General features: G+C 60.2%; 16 protein-coding genes and 1 pseudogene. 3 read left to right on the top strand and 14 right to left on the bottom strand.

Features of this window, described 5'->3' with window-relative positions; genetic code table 11:
• Positions 1-91 precede the first annotated feature (91 nt).
• From H3028_RS20155 to hemA, 6 genes are all read right to left on the bottom strand, one after another.
• On the bottom strand, positions 92-1,036 hold the full coding sequence (locus H3028_RS20155) for a LysR family transcriptional regulator (RefSeq protein WP_181298986.1): 945 nt from the start codon (positions 1,034-1,036) through the stop codon (positions 92-94).
• 20 nt (positions 1,037-1,056) lie between these two features.
• On the bottom strand, positions 1,057-2,256 hold the full coding sequence (locus H3028_RS20160; RefSeq protein WP_181298987.1) for an MFS transporter: 1,200 nt from the start codon (positions 2,254-2,256) through the stop codon (positions 1,057-1,059).
• A gap of 62 nt (positions 2,257-2,318) precedes the next feature.
• Entirely contained in the window at positions 2,319-4,172 is a 1,854-nt protein-coding gene (gene asnB, locus H3028_RS20165) for an asparagine synthase (glutamine-hydrolyzing) (protein WP_181298988.1), read from the bottom strand.
• A gap of 22 nt (positions 4,173-4,194) precedes the next feature.
• The gene (locus H3028_RS20170; protein ID WP_181298989.1) at positions 4,195-5,265 is read right to left on the bottom strand and encodes a Gfo/Idh/MocA family oxidoreductase; all 1,071 of its coding nucleotides are present in this window, start codon (positions 5,263-5,265) and stop codon (positions 4,195-4,197) included.
• Positions 5,262-5,765 carry a GNAT family N-acetyltransferase gene (locus H3028_RS20175; protein WP_181298990.1) on the bottom strand — a complete coding sequence of 168 codons (504 nt, stop codon included), beginning with the start codon at positions 5,763-5,765 and terminating at the stop codon, positions 5,262-5,264. Before H3028_RS20175 ends, H3028_RS20170 begins: the two co-directional genes overlap by 4 nt.
• Positions 5,765-6,997: a 5-aminolevulinate synthase gene (gene hemA / locus H3028_RS20180; protein WP_181298991.1), complete on the bottom strand. Its 1,233-nt coding sequence runs from the start codon at positions 6,995-6,997 to the stop codon at positions 5,765-5,767. Before hemA ends, H3028_RS20175 begins: the two co-directional genes overlap by 1 nt.
• Before the next feature lie 139 nt (positions 6,998-7,136).
• Between hemA and H3028_RS20185 the strand changes: the two genes are divergently transcribed.
• Positions 7,137-8,015 carry a helix-turn-helix transcriptional regulator gene (locus H3028_RS20185; RefSeq protein ID WP_181298992.1) on the top strand — a complete coding sequence of 293 codons (879 nt, stop codon included), beginning with the start codon at positions 7,137-7,139 and terminating at the stop codon, positions 8,013-8,015.
• Here the strand turns inward: H3028_RS20185 and H3028_RS20190 are convergent.
• The 6 genes from H3028_RS20190 to H3028_RS20215 form a co-directional block, all read right to left on the bottom strand.
• Complete coding sequence (locus tag H3028_RS20190; protein ID WP_181298993.1) at positions 8,008-9,951, bottom strand: relaxase/mobilization nuclease and DUF3363 domain-containing protein; 1,944 nt, start codon at positions 9,949-9,951, stop codon at positions 8,008-8,010. The genes H3028_RS20185 and H3028_RS20190 overlap by 8 nt on opposite strands.
• 246 nt (positions 9,952-10,197) lie before the next feature.
• Positions 10,198-10,764, bottom strand: coding sequence for a S26 family signal peptidase (locus H3028_RS20195; RefSeq protein ID WP_181298994.1), 567 nt, complete (start codon positions 10,762-10,764; stop codon positions 10,198-10,200).
• Positions 10,761-11,003 carry a hypothetical protein gene (locus H3028_RS20200; RefSeq protein WP_181298995.1) on the bottom strand — a complete coding sequence of 81 codons (243 nt, stop codon included), beginning with the start codon at positions 11,001-11,003 and terminating at the stop codon, positions 10,761-10,763. Before H3028_RS20200 ends, H3028_RS20195 begins: the two co-directional genes overlap by 4 nt.
• On the bottom strand, positions 11,000-11,638 hold the full coding sequence (gene parA / locus H3028_RS20205; RefSeq protein ID WP_181298996.1) for a ParA family partition ATPase: 639 nt from the start codon (positions 11,636-11,638) through the stop codon (positions 11,000-11,002). Before parA ends, H3028_RS20200 begins: the two co-directional genes overlap by 4 nt.
• 229 nt (positions 11,639-11,867) lie before the next feature.
• Positions 11,868-12,707, bottom strand: coding sequence for a replication initiator protein A (locus H3028_RS20210; RefSeq protein ID WP_181299016.1), 840 nt, complete (start codon positions 12,705-12,707; stop codon positions 11,868-11,870).
• Positions 12,708-12,721: 14 nt separating this feature from the next.
• Positions 12,722-13,081 carry an AlpA family transcriptional regulator gene (locus H3028_RS20215; protein ID WP_181298997.1) on the bottom strand — a complete coding sequence of 120 codons (360 nt, stop codon included), beginning with the start codon at positions 13,079-13,081 and terminating at the stop codon, positions 12,722-12,724.
• A 468-nt stretch (positions 13,082-13,549) separates the two neighbouring features.
• Here H3028_RS20215 and H3028_RS20220 point away from each other — a divergent pair, with 468 nt between their 5' ends.
• Both H3028_RS20220 and H3028_RS20225 read left to right on the top strand, forming a co-directional pair.
• Positions 13,550-13,903: a histone-like nucleoid-structuring protein, MvaT/MvaU family gene (locus H3028_RS20220; protein ID WP_181298998.1), complete on the top strand. Its 354-nt coding sequence runs from the start codon at positions 13,550-13,552 to the stop codon at positions 13,901-13,903.
• A gap of 161 nt (positions 13,904-14,064) precedes the next feature.
• On the top strand, positions 14,065-14,286 hold the full coding sequence (locus tag H3028_RS20225) for a carbon storage regulator (protein WP_181298999.1): 222 nt from the start codon (positions 14,065-14,067) through the stop codon (positions 14,284-14,286).
• Between the two features lie 874 nt (positions 14,287-15,160).
• On the opposite strand, the pseudogene H3028_RS20230 reads toward H3028_RS20225, so the two are convergent.
• Both H3028_RS20230 and H3028_RS20235 read right to left on the bottom strand, forming a co-directional pair.
• Positions 15,161-15,364 (bottom strand): annotated as a pseudogene (locus H3028_RS20230) (endonuclease); the annotation flags it as partial.
• A gap of 223 nt (positions 15,365-15,587) precedes the next feature.
• Positions 15,588-16,073, bottom strand: a complete 486-nt coding sequence (locus H3028_RS20235) for a hypothetical protein (protein ID WP_258237864.1) — start codon at positions 16,071-16,073, stop codon at positions 15,588-15,590.
• Between the last annotated feature and the right edge of the window lie 214 nt (positions 16,074-16,287).

Raw genomic sequence — 16,287 nt, forward strand, 5'->3', positions numbered from 1 at the left:
ATCCGAACGCCAAGCCCAAATGTTCCAGGTGCCGTCTGGCTGTACTGCTCGCTCGGGTGTTTCGGTTCACTCATGTTTAATTCCCGGCGCGTCACGATTGGCGCTCTCTATTTTGCGCTGCCATCGCGCTGATAGGTTCGGTTGAGCAATTGTCATCGCCCGCCTGGATGACACGGCTCATAAACCGGTTGAGTGGCTCCGATGGCTGGATATCACGCCGGACTAGGAATGTGGTAAGCATCGTCGTTTTTCCCGCCAGGGGCCTAGTGACTACATCTGGGTTATTGAGCTCAGCAATCCGAGCCAGACTCGAGAACCCGAGGCCGTAGCCGGCAGCCACCAGGGCCATCATCAAGTCCAGCGTGGGTACCCGTTCCGCAATGGTGAGCCTTAATTCGACAGGCCTCAGCAGTGGTTGAAGTTGCTGCCAGAAGCCTTCGCACACCTGTGGATCGCACAGTATCAGCGGATGGCGCACAACCTCTTCCAGCGGAATCTGACGATGCGCGAGTAGCTGGTGCCGGGCAGGCAGGGCGACGACTAGCGGATCAAGCCACACGGGTGTTGCTACGAGGCCTTCGGCATGACGATCGCTCTGGGCTAGGCCAACATCGAACAGGTCTTCCTGCAGGCCTTTCACCTGAGCAGAGGACGGGACCTCGGAGAGGCATATTTCAACCTCCGGATCCTCCTCCCTGCACAAGGCAAGAAGGGCGGCCAGTCGTGACTGGGGAACGCCATCTGACAGCGCGACGCGCAACCGCCCTCGATAGCCCGCTGCGGCGCCCTTGACGCTGGCCTTGGCCTGATCGACCACGGCGAAGATGCGTTGCGCCTCGTCCAGCAGAACGGTACCGGCCCAGGTCAGACGGGTGCGACGTGTCGTTCGCTCGAAGAGCTGGACGCCCAGCTTGTACTCGAGGTCCTTGATGATCCTCGAAAGGGGTGACTGCTCAATGTGCAAGCGCGCCGCGGCGCGCGCGAAATGCAATTCCTCAGCAACCGCGACGAAACAGCGAAGATGACGAAGCTCCACCTCTCTACCTCCCGCATCGATCAGTGGTTGGGTTGTGTCACGCCGGGCCAGCCCGGCTGGCGGCGTAAATTGACGACTTGAAGCAGGGCTCCGGCCAGCGCAACCGCGCCCGCGCTGGCCGCGAGCGTCCAGGTAGGCATCTTCAGCAGCAGGACGAAACCACCTGCTGCTGCACCAATGGCGCTACCCAGGTACAACGCCGATTCATTGAGCGCGATGGCAAGATTTCCATCGCCATGTCGCTGCCTGGCCAGGATCAGCTCGTTGTTTTGAGGGACTTGCAGCGCCCAGCCGACTGCGCCCCACATCGCAATGGGCAGTACCGCTAGCCAAGCGCTCAGCGCAGTGGCAAACGGCAGCAGAAACAATGACGCAGCCAGGATCATCATGATTGCGAAGACAAGTACGGGGCCCCTTACACGATCCACGACGGGTCCAACGAAGAAGCTACCCAAAACGCCGCCAATGCCCCAGATCCAGAGATAGGGTGTCACTGAGCGGATCGCGCCATGGTCCGGATCGGCGAGCAAAGGCGCGATGAAGGTATACATGCCCAGGCTCGCAATCGCTGCCAACAGCGATACGAGCAGAATCGTTACTACATGCCCGTCGGCGAGAATCGCCAGCTTTTGACGCAACGAACTGGCAGGCGCTGCGGGTAAGGCGGGCAGCATGATCGACAGGCCTGCAAAGGCCAGCAGGCCAAGCAGCGTGACCAGCCAGAGTGCAGCCTGCCACCCCACCTGATCCGCGATCATCAGGCTGAGCGGAACACCCATCACCACGCCGCTAGCCATGCCGCCCATTATGATTGCGATGGATTTGCCGCGCCGCTCAGCCGTTGAGAGCGCGGCGGACGCAGCGATGCCCATGGCCAGATACACACCAGCGCCGATACCGGCCACGGCTCGCCAGATCATCAACGCATCGAAGCCCGTCGCCATCGCGCTTGCGGCGTTGGCGATAACAAACAGCCCCAGGGCGAGCAGAAGGCCGGTGCGCTGCCGATCGGGTGGTGTCAGTGCTACGAAAACAGGGGACCCGAGACCGTAGGCCAACGTAAAGGCCGTCACCAGTTGCGCGGCGACAGCGACCGAAACCGAAAACGAGGCCTCGATCATGGGTATAAGCCCGGCCGTGACATAGGACGCCATGCCAAGTGCGAATGCGCCCAGGGCTATCAGGTAGATGGGGAGCTGGTTGGGGGTGGGGTTGCTCATAAATGGCGCTCCACTAGAGGTCAGATGCAACGCGGCCCCATCGGGGACCGCGTCCGGATGGGTTAAAGGTCGAGGCTGACGTCCTGCTCGACGAGCCAGGTGTTGAGTCCCACGGCGAGTTCCATGCCCATGCGGTCGTACATGGGCGATATGTCGCCGATTGGCCTGTCGAGGGTTTGTCTCACGCGCGCGGTATCGAGCAGCACGCGCACAGGAGCGTCAGGGCTGGCCATGATTTCCTTCAACGAGGCGCGCAATGCTTGCTCGTATGCGGGATCTTGCGTCGACGGATAAGGGCTTTTGACCCGATCGGAGATCGACTGTGGCAGGAGATCGCGGGTCGCCGCGCGCAGGATACTTTTCTCGCGCCCGTCGAATGCCTTCATATCCCAAGGGATGTTGAAGGCATACTCGACCAGCCGGTGATCGCAGAACGGCACCCGGACCTCCAGGCCAACGGCCATGCTCATCCGGTCCTTACGATCAAGGAGCGTCTGGACGAAGCGGGTCAGGTTCAGGTAGCTCATCTGGCGCATACGCTGTTCTGCCGGACTTTCCGTGGCCAGGGTGGGGGTCTCGGCGATCGCCTGGCTGTAGCTGTCGCCCAGGAAGCCCGGCATGTCCAACTGACGCAGGAGACCATTGTCGAATAGCGTCTTGCCGTCGAAATACTTGCCCGTCACGGATGTCATCCATGGAAAGGTATCGGCCGCTATGGCTTCTGGATCATGGAACCAGCGATAGCCACCGAAGACCTCGTCAGCGCTCTCTCCGGATAGTGTGACGGTCGAGTGTTTACGCACCTCCTGGAACAACCGATAGAGCGATGGCCACATGTCGCCCCAATAGGCTGGTGGAAGGTCAAGCGCATGGATGACTTGCCTGCGCAGCGCTGGGTCGGCCAATTCGCGGCTGTCGAGGATGATCTCGTTGTGGCTGGAGTGGATCCGCTCGACCAAGTCCCGTACGAAGGGGGCATCGGGTGTGCCGCGAACGGCGTCGCTGGTAAAGCCATTACCATGGTCGAGGAAATCGAGCGAGAAGGACCGAATATTGTCCTTGCCGGAGGCGAGCAGCTTCTTGGAGGCAAGGGCGGTGATGATCGACGAGTCGAGTCCACCCGATAGCAGGCTGCACAAGGGGACGTCCGCGATAATTTGCCGCTCGACGATATCTTCCAGCAGGTCCCGGGTATGACGGACGGTTTGCTCCCGAGAATGGGTATGGTCTCGCGCCTCGAGCTGCCAGTAGCGTCGACGGACGAGACCCCGTCGATCAATCCGGATTGCCTCGCCAGGCAACACCTCGCGCATACCCTGAAAAACGGCATGCCCAGGCGTCTTCACCATCTCCAGGATCTCACGCAGCCCATCCGCCCGGACTTTGCGCGGCACGAGTGGGTTGGCCAGCAGCGCCTTGGGCTCAGATCCGAAGATCACGCCATCTGCCGTCTGGTAGTAATACAATGGCTTTACGCCCATGCGGTCTCGGATCAAGAGCAGTTGCTGGTTGCGCATATCCCACAGCGCAAATGCGAACATGCCGTTCAGATGATCAACGAAGCCCTCGCCCCATTCGAGATAGGCGCGCAGAACGACTTCTGTATCGCTGCGGCTTTCGAACCGGTGTCCTCGAACCCGAAGCTCCGCACGAAGCTCCCGAAAGTTGTAGACCTCACCGCTATAGGTGATGGCCGCAGTCTCCCGGCCATCAGCCTGGCGGACCAGCATCGGCTGCTTGCCGCCGTCCAGATCGATGATCGACAGCCGACGATGCCCTAAGCCGATTGGTCCGCTCGTCCAGACGCCTTCGGCATCCGGGCCCCGCAACGCCATGGTGTCTGTCATGCGCTGCAAGGTGTCTTGTTGCGTCTGCATGTTGAGGCTGTAAGACAGCCATCCTGCGATTCCACACATAGTGTTCTCCCAACGATTTCTGTTAGCCAAGGCTTTCCAAGTTGCTGTCCTCGGCTAGCAAGGTGCGTGTCTCGCCATGGTTGTAGCGAGCCGGGGGCGGGGTCTGGGCACGAGCTTCCAGCTCGTTGAGCATGCGCTGCAGATTGATGGCCGTGCGAAGGTCGGCAAATGGCTGGGCGGGTGGTTCCCGATGCCTGACCCACCGCAAGACCTGCCTGCACAGCTGAGAAAGCTTGTGTAGCGTTTCCAAGCCTGGCTGAGTGGGCGAGGTCACCAGTTCGTGCAGCACAAGCTCCGTACCGTCCGTATCGCGCATCCAGATACGAAGGTGATCGTGATCCCATCGAGGCGTGTCGAAGATCAGCCGCGCCTGGATCAACTGGTCCTCTCGATCGATGAAGGAAAAGTCCAACGTGCGCTGCCGAACGATGTTGACGAAGCTGCTGTAGCCGCTGACTGGAGCATTGCCGAGCGTTGCGGTCAGTTGTAGGGTGTCGAGTACCGCGTTGCCTGAAATGGAAAAGTCGGACCTGATGCCCAGCACGTCAGCCAGGCACAATGGGCCTGCGGTCGGGCAGATCCAGGTCAGCAGATCCAATGCGTGAATTGCCTCGCTAGTTACCCCGCAGGTGGGACGATAGTCGTTGATGCGGTCCTTGCCCCAATGAAAGCTGGCGCGCACCAGCCGCCAATCATGCCGAGCGACCCAGTCACGCAGCACTCTGCTCGCATCCGAATACCGCTCGACCAGATCCAGGGCGAATCCGTCTATGTTGGTAAGGGCTGCCTCCACCCTCATGAGGTTATCGGTTGGAGTCGTCAGAGGTTTCTCGCAAATGACGAAGCCTCGAAACTCCGCTAACTGCTCCAAAACGCTGGCGTGACTAATATCGTTGACGCTCACCACCACTATGTCGGGCAAGAAATCCTGGAGCGCGCCATCGATACGATCGAAATAACGCAGCGTCGTGGCTTTCTGCTGGCGATCGACATAGGCGAGCGAGACCGGGTTGCCGCAGGTGGCGCCAATGTGCTCGAAGGCGCGCTGGAAGCGCTGGCCGGCGTATCCGAGGCCGATAATCAGAACGTTCATCCGAGCACCTCCTGACGGATCAGCAGGCGTTCGTTGCTGGTCTTGAAACCAAGGGCTTCGTAAAGCCGGCCAGCATCCTCGGTGCTCTGCAGCACCACGGCGGCAACGTCTCGATTGGCGAACCAGCGAAGCAGCTGATGCATAAGTTGCGTTGCGATTCCCTTCGCTCGCCATTGGGGGGCCACCACGACCGACTGAATCCAGCCGGAGAGACCGTTGAGGCTGCCCGGGGCGGGCGCACGAACATCGATGATGCCGGTCGCGCAACCGATAATCTGTCCCGAGTCGCGGTGTTCGACCGCAAGAATCTGCACGGCGTCGTTTATGCCGAGCGTACTCATCAACCACCCACGGTAGGCCGCGCGCCAACGCGCGCAATCTTCCGGGGTGCGGCTGGAATAACTGGCCGAGGTCCCATCGAGCAAATACGCGCGCAGTTCTATCAGGCTGCCCACGTCGGTAGGCGTCGCGTTTCGAACGAGGAACAATAGATCGCTCATCACGCTACCTCCATGCCGAACGCCTTTGAGGCAAGCGGTATGGAGAAATGCTCGAAGGTCTCGCGCAGCGAGGCGGCGAGATGCTCGATTTGCCCGTGACCGTGGTTCGGAGTGGCATTGATCCGGAACCGCTCGGTGCCCACGGGTACTGATGGATAATTGATCGGCTGCAGGTACACGCCATGGGTATGCAGCAGGCGCTGCGCGGCCGCCTTGCACCGCTCCGCTTCGCCAACCAACACCGGTAGGACGTGCGTTTGCGAGCAGGGCATGACGGGGATGTCGTAGCGCTTCAAGTACTCGCGCAGGTACGCCGTGTTGCAGTGAAGCCGGTCGCGCTCCTCGTTACTGACCTTAAGGTGCTCTACGCTCGCCAGGCAGCCTGCTGTGACGGCAGGGGGCAGGGATGTAGTGAAGATGAAGCCGGTCGCAAAGGAGCGCACGGCATCGACGATGATCTGCGTTGAGGCGATGTAGCCCCCGATTACGCCGATGGCTTTGGCCATGGTGCCCTGAATGATATCGACCTGCTCGGCAATGCCGCGCTCAGCGGCTATGCCGGCACCGCGAGGTCCGTACATGCCGACCGCATGAACTTCGTCTAGGTAGGTCAGGGCGTTGAATCGCTTTGCGACCTCGATGATCTCGTCGATGGGTGCAATGTCGCCATCCATGGAATAGATCGACTCGAACACGACGAGCTTCGGTTGGCCGAGCGGATAGCTCGCCAGGATCTGCTCCAGATGACGCACGTCATTGTGCCGAAAGACCTTGCGCTCGTTCGGCGTCGCACGGATGCCGCTGACGATCGAGGCGTGGTTCAACGCATCACTGGCGACTACACAATCAGGTATCTGTCGCAGCAGGCATTGAAGTGTCGCGTCGTTGGAGCCAAACCCGGTGGGGAAAACCAGTGCCGCTTCCTTGCCATGCCAGTCCGCCAGGCTGCCTTCGAGACAGGCGTACAGCTCATGGGACCCACCAATGTTGCGTGAACCACCGGAGCCAGCTCCATAGGTTTCCAGAGCTTGATGCATCCGCTCACGTACCAATGGGTGCTGCGACATACCGAGATAGTCGTTGCTGCACCAGACCACTACCGGATCCTGGTGTTTGCCCTCCACCTTCGCCAGCGGATACTGCCCGCATATCCGACTCAAGGTGGTAAAGGTGCGGTATTGGTTGGATGACTTCAGCAGCTCCAACTGTTCGCGAAGTAAAGATTGGTACATCCGTATATCTCCTGAGTGAGCGAATTGGCTCGGTCCGTGTGGCTCTGGCCCGGACCTTCTAAACGACAGGGCGCTATTCTTAGTACCGGTTTGATGGGGTTACAATTTGACAACTTATGCTATTACTGGAGGTAACCGGATGAGTGCGCCACGCAGCCTTGAGCGAAACCGAGCAGAGCTGGCCGACTTCCTGCGTAACCGACGCGAGCGGATCACACCGCAGGAGGTTGGGCTTCCCGCAGGCGGGCGTCGCCGTACCCCTGGGTTACGGCGCGAGGAAGTGGCGGCGTTGGCGGGGGTCGGATTGTCCTGGTACACCTGGCTCGAGCAGGGCCGAGAGATCAGCGTCTCGGCTTCTTTCCTGGAAAATCTGTCCCGCACGTTGAAGCTGGATGCGACAGAGCGCCGCTACCTGTTTCTCCTGGCTCACCAGCGCTTGCCACCTGAGCCGGGCAAGACTTGGTGTGTCGTGCCATCATTGGTGCACCGGCTGATTAGCGACCTGCCGTTGCGGCCGGCCTATGTATTGAATCTGCGATGGGACGTGCTGGCCTGGAACGCGGCAGCGGACAAGGTATTTGGTTTCTCAAGCTATCCGGTTGAGCGGCGCAACTTGCTCTGGCTGCTTTTCACCGCGCCGGCGATGCGAGCGCTGCTGGACCCCTGGGATGATCAAGCTCTTCAGATACTGTCGAGCTTTCGCCGTGACTTCGTCAGAGCGCCTCAGGACCCCGAGATCGGTGCGCTGGTAAGGGACCTGGAGAAAGTGGACCCGGACTTCAAGAGCTGGTGGCAACAACAGGACATCCATGGGCCATGCCAGGGCATTCGCCATTTCCACATCGGCGATGTTGGTCCGGTGGTGTTCGATCACACCTCGCTGACCATCGACGTCGATCGGCATCTGCGCTTGGTCTACTACGCAGCCAAGCAGGGCCAAGTTCAGAGCGAGGTCTTCGAACAATGGCTGCAAGAGGAGGCGGAGCAGGCCAACATTGACGCCGCGGCGCTTAGCTGACGGCGGGGCCGCGCGGCCGTCCGATGTGCCAGGAAACACTGTTTCCCTGGATGACGGCCGTCACGCTTTGTCCGAGTTTGGGCTCGATCACTGGTTTCCAAGGTACAAGGCTGAAGCCCATGCGATCCTCGAGCAGGGCGTAGCGTCCACTGGCCAGTTGCAGGCTACGTTGGTAGATGCCGGTAATGGGCGCTCCGTCGGCTGCAGGCCGATAGCGCAAACCGGTCTTCGCTTCCAAGTTCCGCCCAATCGCCTCTAGCTCACGCCCACGGAGCGTCGCCAGCAAATTCCGTGAAAGGATTACCTGCATTCCCTGGCGCGTAGCTAGCCCTTGCTCGACCAGATAAACCGTACGCTGGCGAAGTGCGTCTCTTACCTGCGCGCCGAATCCAGATCCTGCAATGGCCCGAGCATTCCCAACGAGCTGTTGGTCCAGCCAGGTGGCTCCCATTGCCCGGGCTTGCCGCTCGACGGAAAGCGGGGTGCAAACCTTGAGCGACAATCCATCGCAGCGTTGCGCATCATATTCCCAGCCACGCTCGACGAGATCGCTGGGCACACGCCACAGCCCATGACCTGTCCGCTCCACGATACCCGCTCGGCGCAATGCTTCCAGCCGCCGTTCATGGGCATCCAGCAATACCTGCGGGTCGAACCCCGAAGCCTGATCTGTTACCAGTACCGCGCGGTGGCGCTCTCTTTGGTACAGGCCATCAATGGCAAGCGCGGCGATGCGCCGGTCAATCTCTCGCGGCTTGGGCGATACACTGGCCTCAATCACCGCACCCAGCGGGTATTGGGTCAGGTCCGTGCGCTCAGGCAAGGTCAGGTAGTGTGCTTTTCCATCGGTGCCATCCAGCACCAGATAAACGCGGTCATGTGACTCGCCGGCAAGACCCTTGGCAAGCAGCCGTCCCGTGACGCAATGGCCTTTGCCTGGCTGGAACACTACCTGCTCCCGCTGTATCCCGCTCATGGCCCGTTGCATCGTCCGCACGATGTCGCCACGTTCTCCCAAGGCGCGCAGTGTGCGCTCTGTATTGTCGTTGATGTGCCACTGGCCAGCCTTGCCTTGCCGCGCAAGTCCCAAGCGCTCCAAATGCTGCAGGCGACCGATGAGCTGCTGGCGCCGGGGGTGCCGAGCGAGATCCTCCAGCCGCACGACATTGGCCTGATCCCGTTGCAAAAGTGTACGGTCCAGGCTGGTCATTCGGTCCTGATCGACCTCTCGCTGCAGGCTGCGTTGAATCTCGATTTCAGTGCGGGGGCCGAGCCATTCGGTGGCCAGCTCCGAGGCACGATCACGCATGCCTTGGGCAATGTAGCCGCGCGCGATGACGAGATCCCGGCCAGTGTCGTCCTTGCCGCGCAGCGCGATGTGTGTGTGCGGGTTATCGGTGTTCCAATGGTCCACGGCGACCCAATCGAGGCGAGTACCCAGGTCGGTCTCGACGCGGTCCATCAGATGGCGCGTGAAGGTGCGCAGCTCATCCAGCGATTCCGCATCCTCGGGCGAAACGATGAAGCGAAACTGGTGGCGATCGTCACGACCGCGCGCCTCGAACGCTTCCAGATCTGCCCGGTCGGTCATGGGGCCATAGGCCTGACCGGGCTCGCCGTCACGCCCAACACCCTCGCGCTCGATATAGCGCAGATGTGATGCGGTGGAACGCTGCCCAGCCTTTCGAAGATTCACGAGCCGGGTCTTGATCGTCACCCGTCGAGCATAAGCCGAATTGCCGCGGTCGTTGAATCGTGCGGCGACGTGGCCGCGGCCGAGGCGGGCGCCTGGCTGATGGCCCGCTTTGCGACCGACAGCGCCGGCTTTGCTTGCTTGCCGAAGGATTCGCGTCACGAACGACTGGCCGCGTTGCTTGGGAGATCCAACCTTGGGCTGGAGTCGGTCATCACGCGTCCTGTCTCGCCGATTGTTCATTTCAAGGCTCCCATGCCCGCGTGATGCAGCATGTCTGCATCGCTTTGATTTATAGGCGGCGTGGCTTTGCAGCAAACAGGCACATCTCCATCGCCTATCCGTGCCGCTTTACCCAACGTGCAGAGGGGCTTCGCACAGCAAGAAGTGCCGTCCCCTTTTATCTTGCCCTCTGCCTTACCCCGGCTTTTCATCTGTGCTCGTTGCGGATAAATCCAATCCATTGCACCAACTGCACAGAGGATCTCGCTAGTCCAGCAGCATCGGATGCGCCTTACCCAGCACCGAGCCGAGCGATACCGGGCCGAAGTAGCGACCGTCGAACGACTCGGCGTTGTCGACACCGAGCAGGAGAATTTCATCGCCGGCCAACCTTTGACAGCCGCCCCATCGCGGCATCGGGCGTCCCAGCCGGTCGTGCTCCAATACGTTGGCGACGTCCATGCCATCAACGGACACTCTCGGTCCGACTGCGCACACCTTCTGTGGCGCCGTAGCGACCACGGGTTTGAGCAGGGGGACCGCTCGTGGCAGGTAGCCGCGCGACGCAGCCAACGCGGCCGCTGCAGGCGGTAGTTCGACGAGCACTACATCGCCCACCGCGATCGAGCCTGCCGGAGTGATGCGGTACCAGCCGGAGGGTACGCTGTCGGACGCGTTGTAGACGACTCGCACCGGGCAATCGCCCAACGTCGACCAACCCATTGCACAAACGCTGACGATGGCGAGCACTGTGGTGAGTCGACTGGCGGTTCGAGACTTGCCAGTCGGTCGTCCGCTGGGTCGGTTGTCCGCAGGGCCGGATCGAAGCGTCATGTCTCGTCCTCCAGAAACCGACACTCCAGCAAATTACGCAGCATCTCGGCCACGGTGACGCCTTCCTCGAAGGCCGCAACCTTGATACGGGCGCGTAGCGCCGGGGTGATGTCGAGTGTCAGGCGCGCGGTGTACCGACTGCCTTTGCCGAGCGCTCCTTTCGTGCTCTGGCGGATCCAGGCTTCGGCCTGCGGATCCGCCAATGGCCGTGCACCGATTCCGACCCGCTTCCCGCTCATGACGTCCACCCGAGGAGTTCATCGACCAGACTGCTGACCTCGCGTGCAGCGGCACTGTCCGGTGAGAGCTCGCGCGCCAGGCGGCCGGCCGCCGCGCTGTCGGCAAAGATAATGCGCTGGCGTACCTCCGATCGCAGCGCCGGCAGCGGCTGCTCGGCAAGCGCTTGGCGAGCCTCACGGCCAATCAGCGTAGTGCTGACTCGCCGGTTGATGGCAAATGCGGCGCGAAGCGAAGGCCTGAATACCTGAGCCTCCTGGATAAGACTGACCATCTCCGCGCTGGCCCAGAAGTCATAGGGACTGGGTTGCACCGGGACCAGCACCCGGTCGGCAGCCATTAAGGCGGATCGGGCCAGGGCGGCAATTCTAGGTGGCCCATCGATAATCACATGATCGGCTCGCTTGGCCAGCTGCGGCGCTTCCTGATGGAGCGTCTCGCGTGCCAGTCCCACCGCGCTGAACAGCCTGGGAAGACCTTGCTGGGCTCGCCGCTGTGTCCAGTCCAACGTCGAGCCTTGCGGGTCCGCATCGAGCAGGACGACGGCGTGTCCGCGCAAGGCAAGTTCACCGGCGATATGGATGGCCAACGTGGTTTTGCCGACACCGCCTTTCTGGTTGAGCAGGGCAACAATCATGAGCCTGCTCCGGCTCGTATTGCGCAGCCGCTACGAGTTTCCTTCCACGCGGCAGCGCGCCAATAACAAGTTAGAGCTTTTCGGTTAGTTAAGTTAAGGGGCGCTGCAAGACGCGCCACCTCTGGGCTCGCGGGGTTTTGGTGCTCCCGATAGCACGACAGCCGTACTCCTGATAGCACGAGTTCGTTTGCGCCTGATAGCACGAGAGGTTTCACAGCTTGTCCGCGACTTATCCCCGTGCCGTATACGGCACGGGTCGGAACGCCAGCAGTTCCGTCGATGGAGGGATGCGCACGGTGTTCAGGCGGTACCCCGGGAGCGATTGACGGACAACCAGCGCACGCAGGTCGTAGGCAAAGTCGGAGTAACGTGCCGAGCTGCCGGATTTGCGATACAGGTGTCGGAAGTCGAACTGCCAGCCATCCACCTGATGTCCGCCATGCTTGCGCACCAATCGATAGAGCCATCGCTCGATGCCGCCGGTGAGGCGAAAATAGGCCGGGTCGATGGTAAGGATCAGCGCCTGGTCCAGCACGCCGGTGTAGAACCAGTCGGGCAAGATCATCTCGATGCCGAGCGGCTTTCCATCGAGCGCCGCGAGCTCTTTCCATTCGTTGATCCAGGAGAAACGATGCAGGCGGCGCCCTGTGGTCTCGCGTATCGAGGTGGCCACACTCGTAGTTTGAAGCCTGTCCAGGGCCGCCTTCAGGCGGTGGTAGTCGCGAACCGAGGTTCCGCGACCGATAAAGCGCAGGATCTCGTAGGGAGTTGCCTGAATCAGTCGGGACGTAGGGATACCGGCGTCTCTGGCCTCGACGAGCTGGCTCGCGGCCCAAATTAGGACGTCGGCATCCCAGATCGTCGCAATGCCATGCTCGAGCGTCCCTTCCACGCGCACGGTGACCGCACCAGAACGGAAATCGATCGGTACGGTGCGGCGGGACTTGCCAAGGGCGAAGAAGGGATGTGCCATAAGGTCCTGGGCATCGCGCGGTGCCATGTCGCCCGGCAGGGCACGAAACAGCGGAAGCTGCTCCGCTCGGCAGGTTGTCGGTCGCTTCATGCGCATCGGGGTGGCCGAACTCAAAGGTCATCGCGAGCCCCTCCTTGGTGGCGTTCCAAGTACTCCGGATCGAATGTCGTCTCGAAGCAGCGTTCGTCGGCCCAGGCCTGGAGATCGGCGAGGGCATACATCACGCGTCTGCCAAACTTGCGAAACCGTGGGCCGCCCCCGATCACCCGCTGCTTTTCCAACGTGCGCGGGGAGAGGCGCAAATAATCGGCCGCTTCGTCGTTGTTCAGGTATTGCGAAGTCTTCGGCGTGATCGATACGCCAGTAATACCGGTGTCAGTCGGGGTTGGCGACGATCGACCCAAGCGCCGATGGGCCGGAACCGAGCCAGGCAGGAGAAGGCGGGAGTTACGATGGGTTGGATGCGACATGGTCTGACCTCCAGTGGGTGGAGGCCTACCCTGTGCCGTTTCGGTGCGCTTGATCATGTCGCCTTGGGTCTGAAACGAGGCGGTTCCAAGCCTGGATCAGATTGCAGCGCAGCCGGTCAGGCTCGTGAGTGATCGATCAATGCTCGCGTCGGTGAAGATGCCTGCGGACGCTGGAGTAACGTTCGAGCGCTTACCCTCGAGCGATGGAGCCGTTTTCGGGAATCGTCCAAATGAGCCTTTCTGTAGAACCGTAAATGCGCAAAAACTCGAAAGCACAAAAGCGTATTTGCGCTAAAGCGGATTGTTCAGCTCTACGTAAATAAACAGGGTGGAATCGGTCTGAATACTTCGAATTGGCGTCGTCATTTAAAAGCGTAGAAATTATATGATGGGGCCGAACTGCGATGAATTATGAGTTCGGTACGAACTGTCGCCGCTAAAGTGTTTTCACGACTGACGAGATTTAAGATGAGCAAGATTGCCGAATACAAACGCCTTGAAGCCCAACTCGCCGAGCAGCTCGCCGCCTTGGATAAACTCAAGACCGATGACAAGTTGCAACAGGAGATCGAATTCGAAACCAAGTTAAAGGCGCTTCTGAAAGAGTACGGCTTCAGCCTGAAAACCGTCCTGGATATCCTTGACCCAGAGCCTGTAGCAAACAGGACGGTTCAGCAGGGTGTTCGCCGTCCACGCGCCCTGAAGGTATATACGAATCCGCATACGGGCGAAGTCGTCGAGACCAAGGGCGGCAACCACAAGGTGATCAATGCTTGGAAGGCAGAATACGGCGCCGAGCAGGTGAGGTCTTGGGGCGTTTGAGCCGGCGACTGCCGCAGGTCGCTGCATGCCCTGGAAAGTACTACCCGGGCCGGTGACTGTGACCGATTGCGCAATGCCGCGATCGCGCGCTTCAAGACGAGGCAAGGTACGTTAAGGTCGACGCAGCGCCGCTGCGGCGCATAACCCGCAAAGGAGTGCGTATGGGTAGGTTGATGCTGACAAGGCGAGCCGGCGAACAGGTGCGGCTCACTGTAAAACCAGGCGCTTCAGTTAATGCTCTGATCGATCAACTCGAGGACGAAGGCATCTGGATCACCGTGGTAGAGACTGAGGCAGGCAGGGCTCGCTTGGCGATCGAGGCGCCAGACGGGTTGTTGATCCTGCGAGATGAACTAGTTGAACACTACGAGCCGTCGGATTAACCGGACTAGCATCTGTAATGGGCCGGTCTAGACCAAACTACCTTGCAGGTGCGAGCCCCTTGATGAACATCAGCGACTAAGCAAACGCTGGATGGGATGGATTCCTTTGAGTTTCAATCAACGGTTCGATATGAGAGGCGATAGTGACCAAATGAAGAGGCGGACTCGGACTCGACAAACTGCGCCGAGCGCACAGTAGCCGATCCCGTTTGGAGCCGCAGCCCGATCATCCCGCGCAACCTGCTGGCGCGGCATCGCTGTACGCGAAGGATACCTGGCACTGCAGGCACCTTACATAGCGCCCGCATTGGGCGGTGTACGCGTTGGTCTTGGCAGTTGCATTTCGCCATCACCTATAACCAATCGGGCTAACTTGTCCAGCGCTATAGCAGCGAATTTATCTTAAAAAACCGTTGACAAGAATTCTTATGCACATTCGTACAGGTCGGCGACGTGCCACTCCTATACGCTGTCACGAGTGTTCCGCGCGATTAACTTAAGTGATTGATTTTAAAACAATTGTAGCTACTGACTAAAAACTCGTCGATCTGTTCGGAGCCCGCGCCAAATGGGCGTTTGGACAAGCCATCCAAGATATGTGCACAGTGTTATCCACAGGTTCTGTGGATAACACTCGGGACCCAAGTACACCGGGCCTTAGCGGGCACCGGCCACCCTATACTCTCGAATTGTTACCGTTTGCCAGCCTCTCAGGGCGCGTCAGACCAAGAGCATAGGTAAGGGCGGAAAACGATCTTTCTGCGCAGGCATAGATCGCTACAACGAGGGTGGTCCTGACGCTGATAAAGTTGGGGCTGAGCCCAAACGTCAGTGGGTCAGCTAGCCTTTTTCTGCCAAGCGGCAGCGGTGCGTCTCACGGGCAATGGGCCAAATCAACTGATCCCACATAAGCGTTGCCATGGCCCATCACGCAAGCGACGCGCTGGTTGCGGGCCAGCTCCCAGGGCTGGGGCGGGTAGGTTTTGCTCCAGGCAGTAAAGAGTTGTCGGTCCTGCTTGGATAACCGCAACTTGTATCGGTCGGCCATGTAAAAGTAGGTGCGAGCAATCACGTCCTTGGCGGCAGAGAAGACTGTACAAATATACAGTTTCCTAGTCCGGAGGGCCATTCCTGATGCTTACCAAAAAAAACCGCGCCATGCAGCGCGGGGAAAAGATCGGTCGGTTTTGAAGAGAGGTAGACCGTTCGCGTCCCATCATAGGCAGTGCGATCGCCATGCGCCCGCATAACAATGTGAGTTGAATCAGAAATTTAGGGCCCAGCGTCCCCGGCTAAACGCGTCATGCGGACGGCGCACACCGAAGCAGTGCCTCCGGCTGCGCGTCGTGCTCCAGCAGGAGCTCGAACAGATAGCGCGCAGCTTTACCCTGTCGCGTTAAAAAGTCTCGGTAGACCTCGTCCCGGATTGCCGGAGATTGCAGCACGGCACGCGCAGCCGTGAGCGTAGGGCCATGATCGACCCGCTGCCGTGCTGCCAGCAGGATGAGAGGCTTAAGCGCCGAAAGCAGGGCGGGGGCCTGGGAGGGAGTTAGATATAGCTTAAGCCCAGCCGCTGCGAGATCGCGCACCTGTGGCACCCAATCGTTAAGCCGATCGATCAGCGCCACCAGCGCGTCAGGAGAAGACGTGCGGCTCAACTCCCTCACGGCAATTTCTCGCACGAAGCCGTTGTAATGGCGTGTCAGGTCGACCCATGTGACTCCGTTACCAACCTGGCTCACCAGTTCCAGTGCTTCGGCTCGTCGACTGTCGGTCCAGGGGTCCACAGGCCCCTGTTTTGTCGTCAACCTATCGAGCCAGTCTCGTATTCCAATCACGTCTATTCTTCCAAACGCAGCTGCCGAAGATTATCCGCCTATTTGTCACCATGACCGTGTTTTTGAGCTCATTCCGAGCGTGCGGCATCGGGCCAGCGGCTTCATCCGTACTCACCCACGCTACCGCCACAGCACCCGGCCGCCTTTGGGGCCACACCTAGAT

Origin of the sequence: Pseudomonas sp. Q2-TVG4-2, assembly GCF_013620795.1 — a bacterium.
Taxonomy (GTDB): Bacteria; Pseudomonadota; Gammaproteobacteria; order Pseudomonadales; family Pseudomonadaceae; genus Stutzerimonas.

Bases quoted from the DNA above. Each gene is read 5' to 3' on its own strand.
- H3028_RS20175 (WP_181298990.1), bottom strand. From the start codon at position 5,765: ATGAGCGATCTATTGTTCCTCGTTCGAAACGCGACGCCTACCGACGTG.
- H3028_RS20195 (WP_181298994.1), bottom strand. From the start codon at position 10,764: ATGACGCTTCGATCCGGCCCTGCGGACAACCGACCCAGCGGACGACCG.
- H3028_RS20215 (WP_181298997.1), bottom strand. From the start codon at position 13,081: ATGTCGCATCCAACCCATCGTAACTCCCGCCTTCTCCTGCCTGGCTCG.
- H3028_RS20185 (WP_181298992.1), top strand. From the start codon at position 7,137: ATGAGTGCGCCACGCAGCCTTGAGCGAAACCGAGCAGAGCTGGCCGAC.
- H3028_RS20210 (WP_181299016.1), bottom strand. From the start codon at position 12,707: ATGCGCATGAAGCGACCGACAACCTGCCGAGCGGAGCAGCTTCCGCTG.
- H3028_RS20170 (WP_181298989.1), bottom strand. From the start codon at position 5,265: ATGAACGTTCTGATTATCGGCCTCGGATACGCCGGCCAGCGCTTCCAG.
- H3028_RS20225 (WP_181298999.1), top strand. From the start codon at position 14,065: ATGGGTAGGTTGATGCTGACAAGGCGAGCCGGCGAACAGGTGCGGCTC.
- H3028_RS20200 (WP_181298995.1), bottom strand. From the start codon at position 11,003: ATGAGCGGGAAGCGGGTCGGAATCGGTGCACGGCCATTGGCGGATCCG.
- asnB (WP_181298988.1), bottom strand. From the start codon at position 4,172: ATGTGTGGAATCGCAGGATGGCTGTCTTACAGCCTCAACATGCAGACG.
- H3028_RS20190 (WP_181298993.1), bottom strand. From the start codon at position 9,951: ATGAACAATCGGCGAGACAGGACGCGTGATGACCGACTCCAGCCCAAG.
- H3028_RS20220 (WP_181298998.1), top strand. From the start codon at position 13,550: ATGAGCAAGATTGCCGAATACAAACGCCTTGAAGCCCAACTCGCCGAG.
- H3028_RS20160 (WP_181298987.1), bottom strand. From the start codon at position 2,256: ATGAGCAACCCCACCCCCAACCAGCTCCCCATCTACCTGATAGCCCTG.
- parA (WP_181298996.1), bottom strand. From the start codon at position 11,638: ATGATTGTTGCCCTGCTCAACCAGAAAGGCGGTGTCGGCAAAACCACG.
- hemA (WP_181298991.1), bottom strand. From the start codon at position 6,997: ATGTACCAATCTTTACTTCGCGAACAGTTGGAGCTGCTGAAGTCATCC.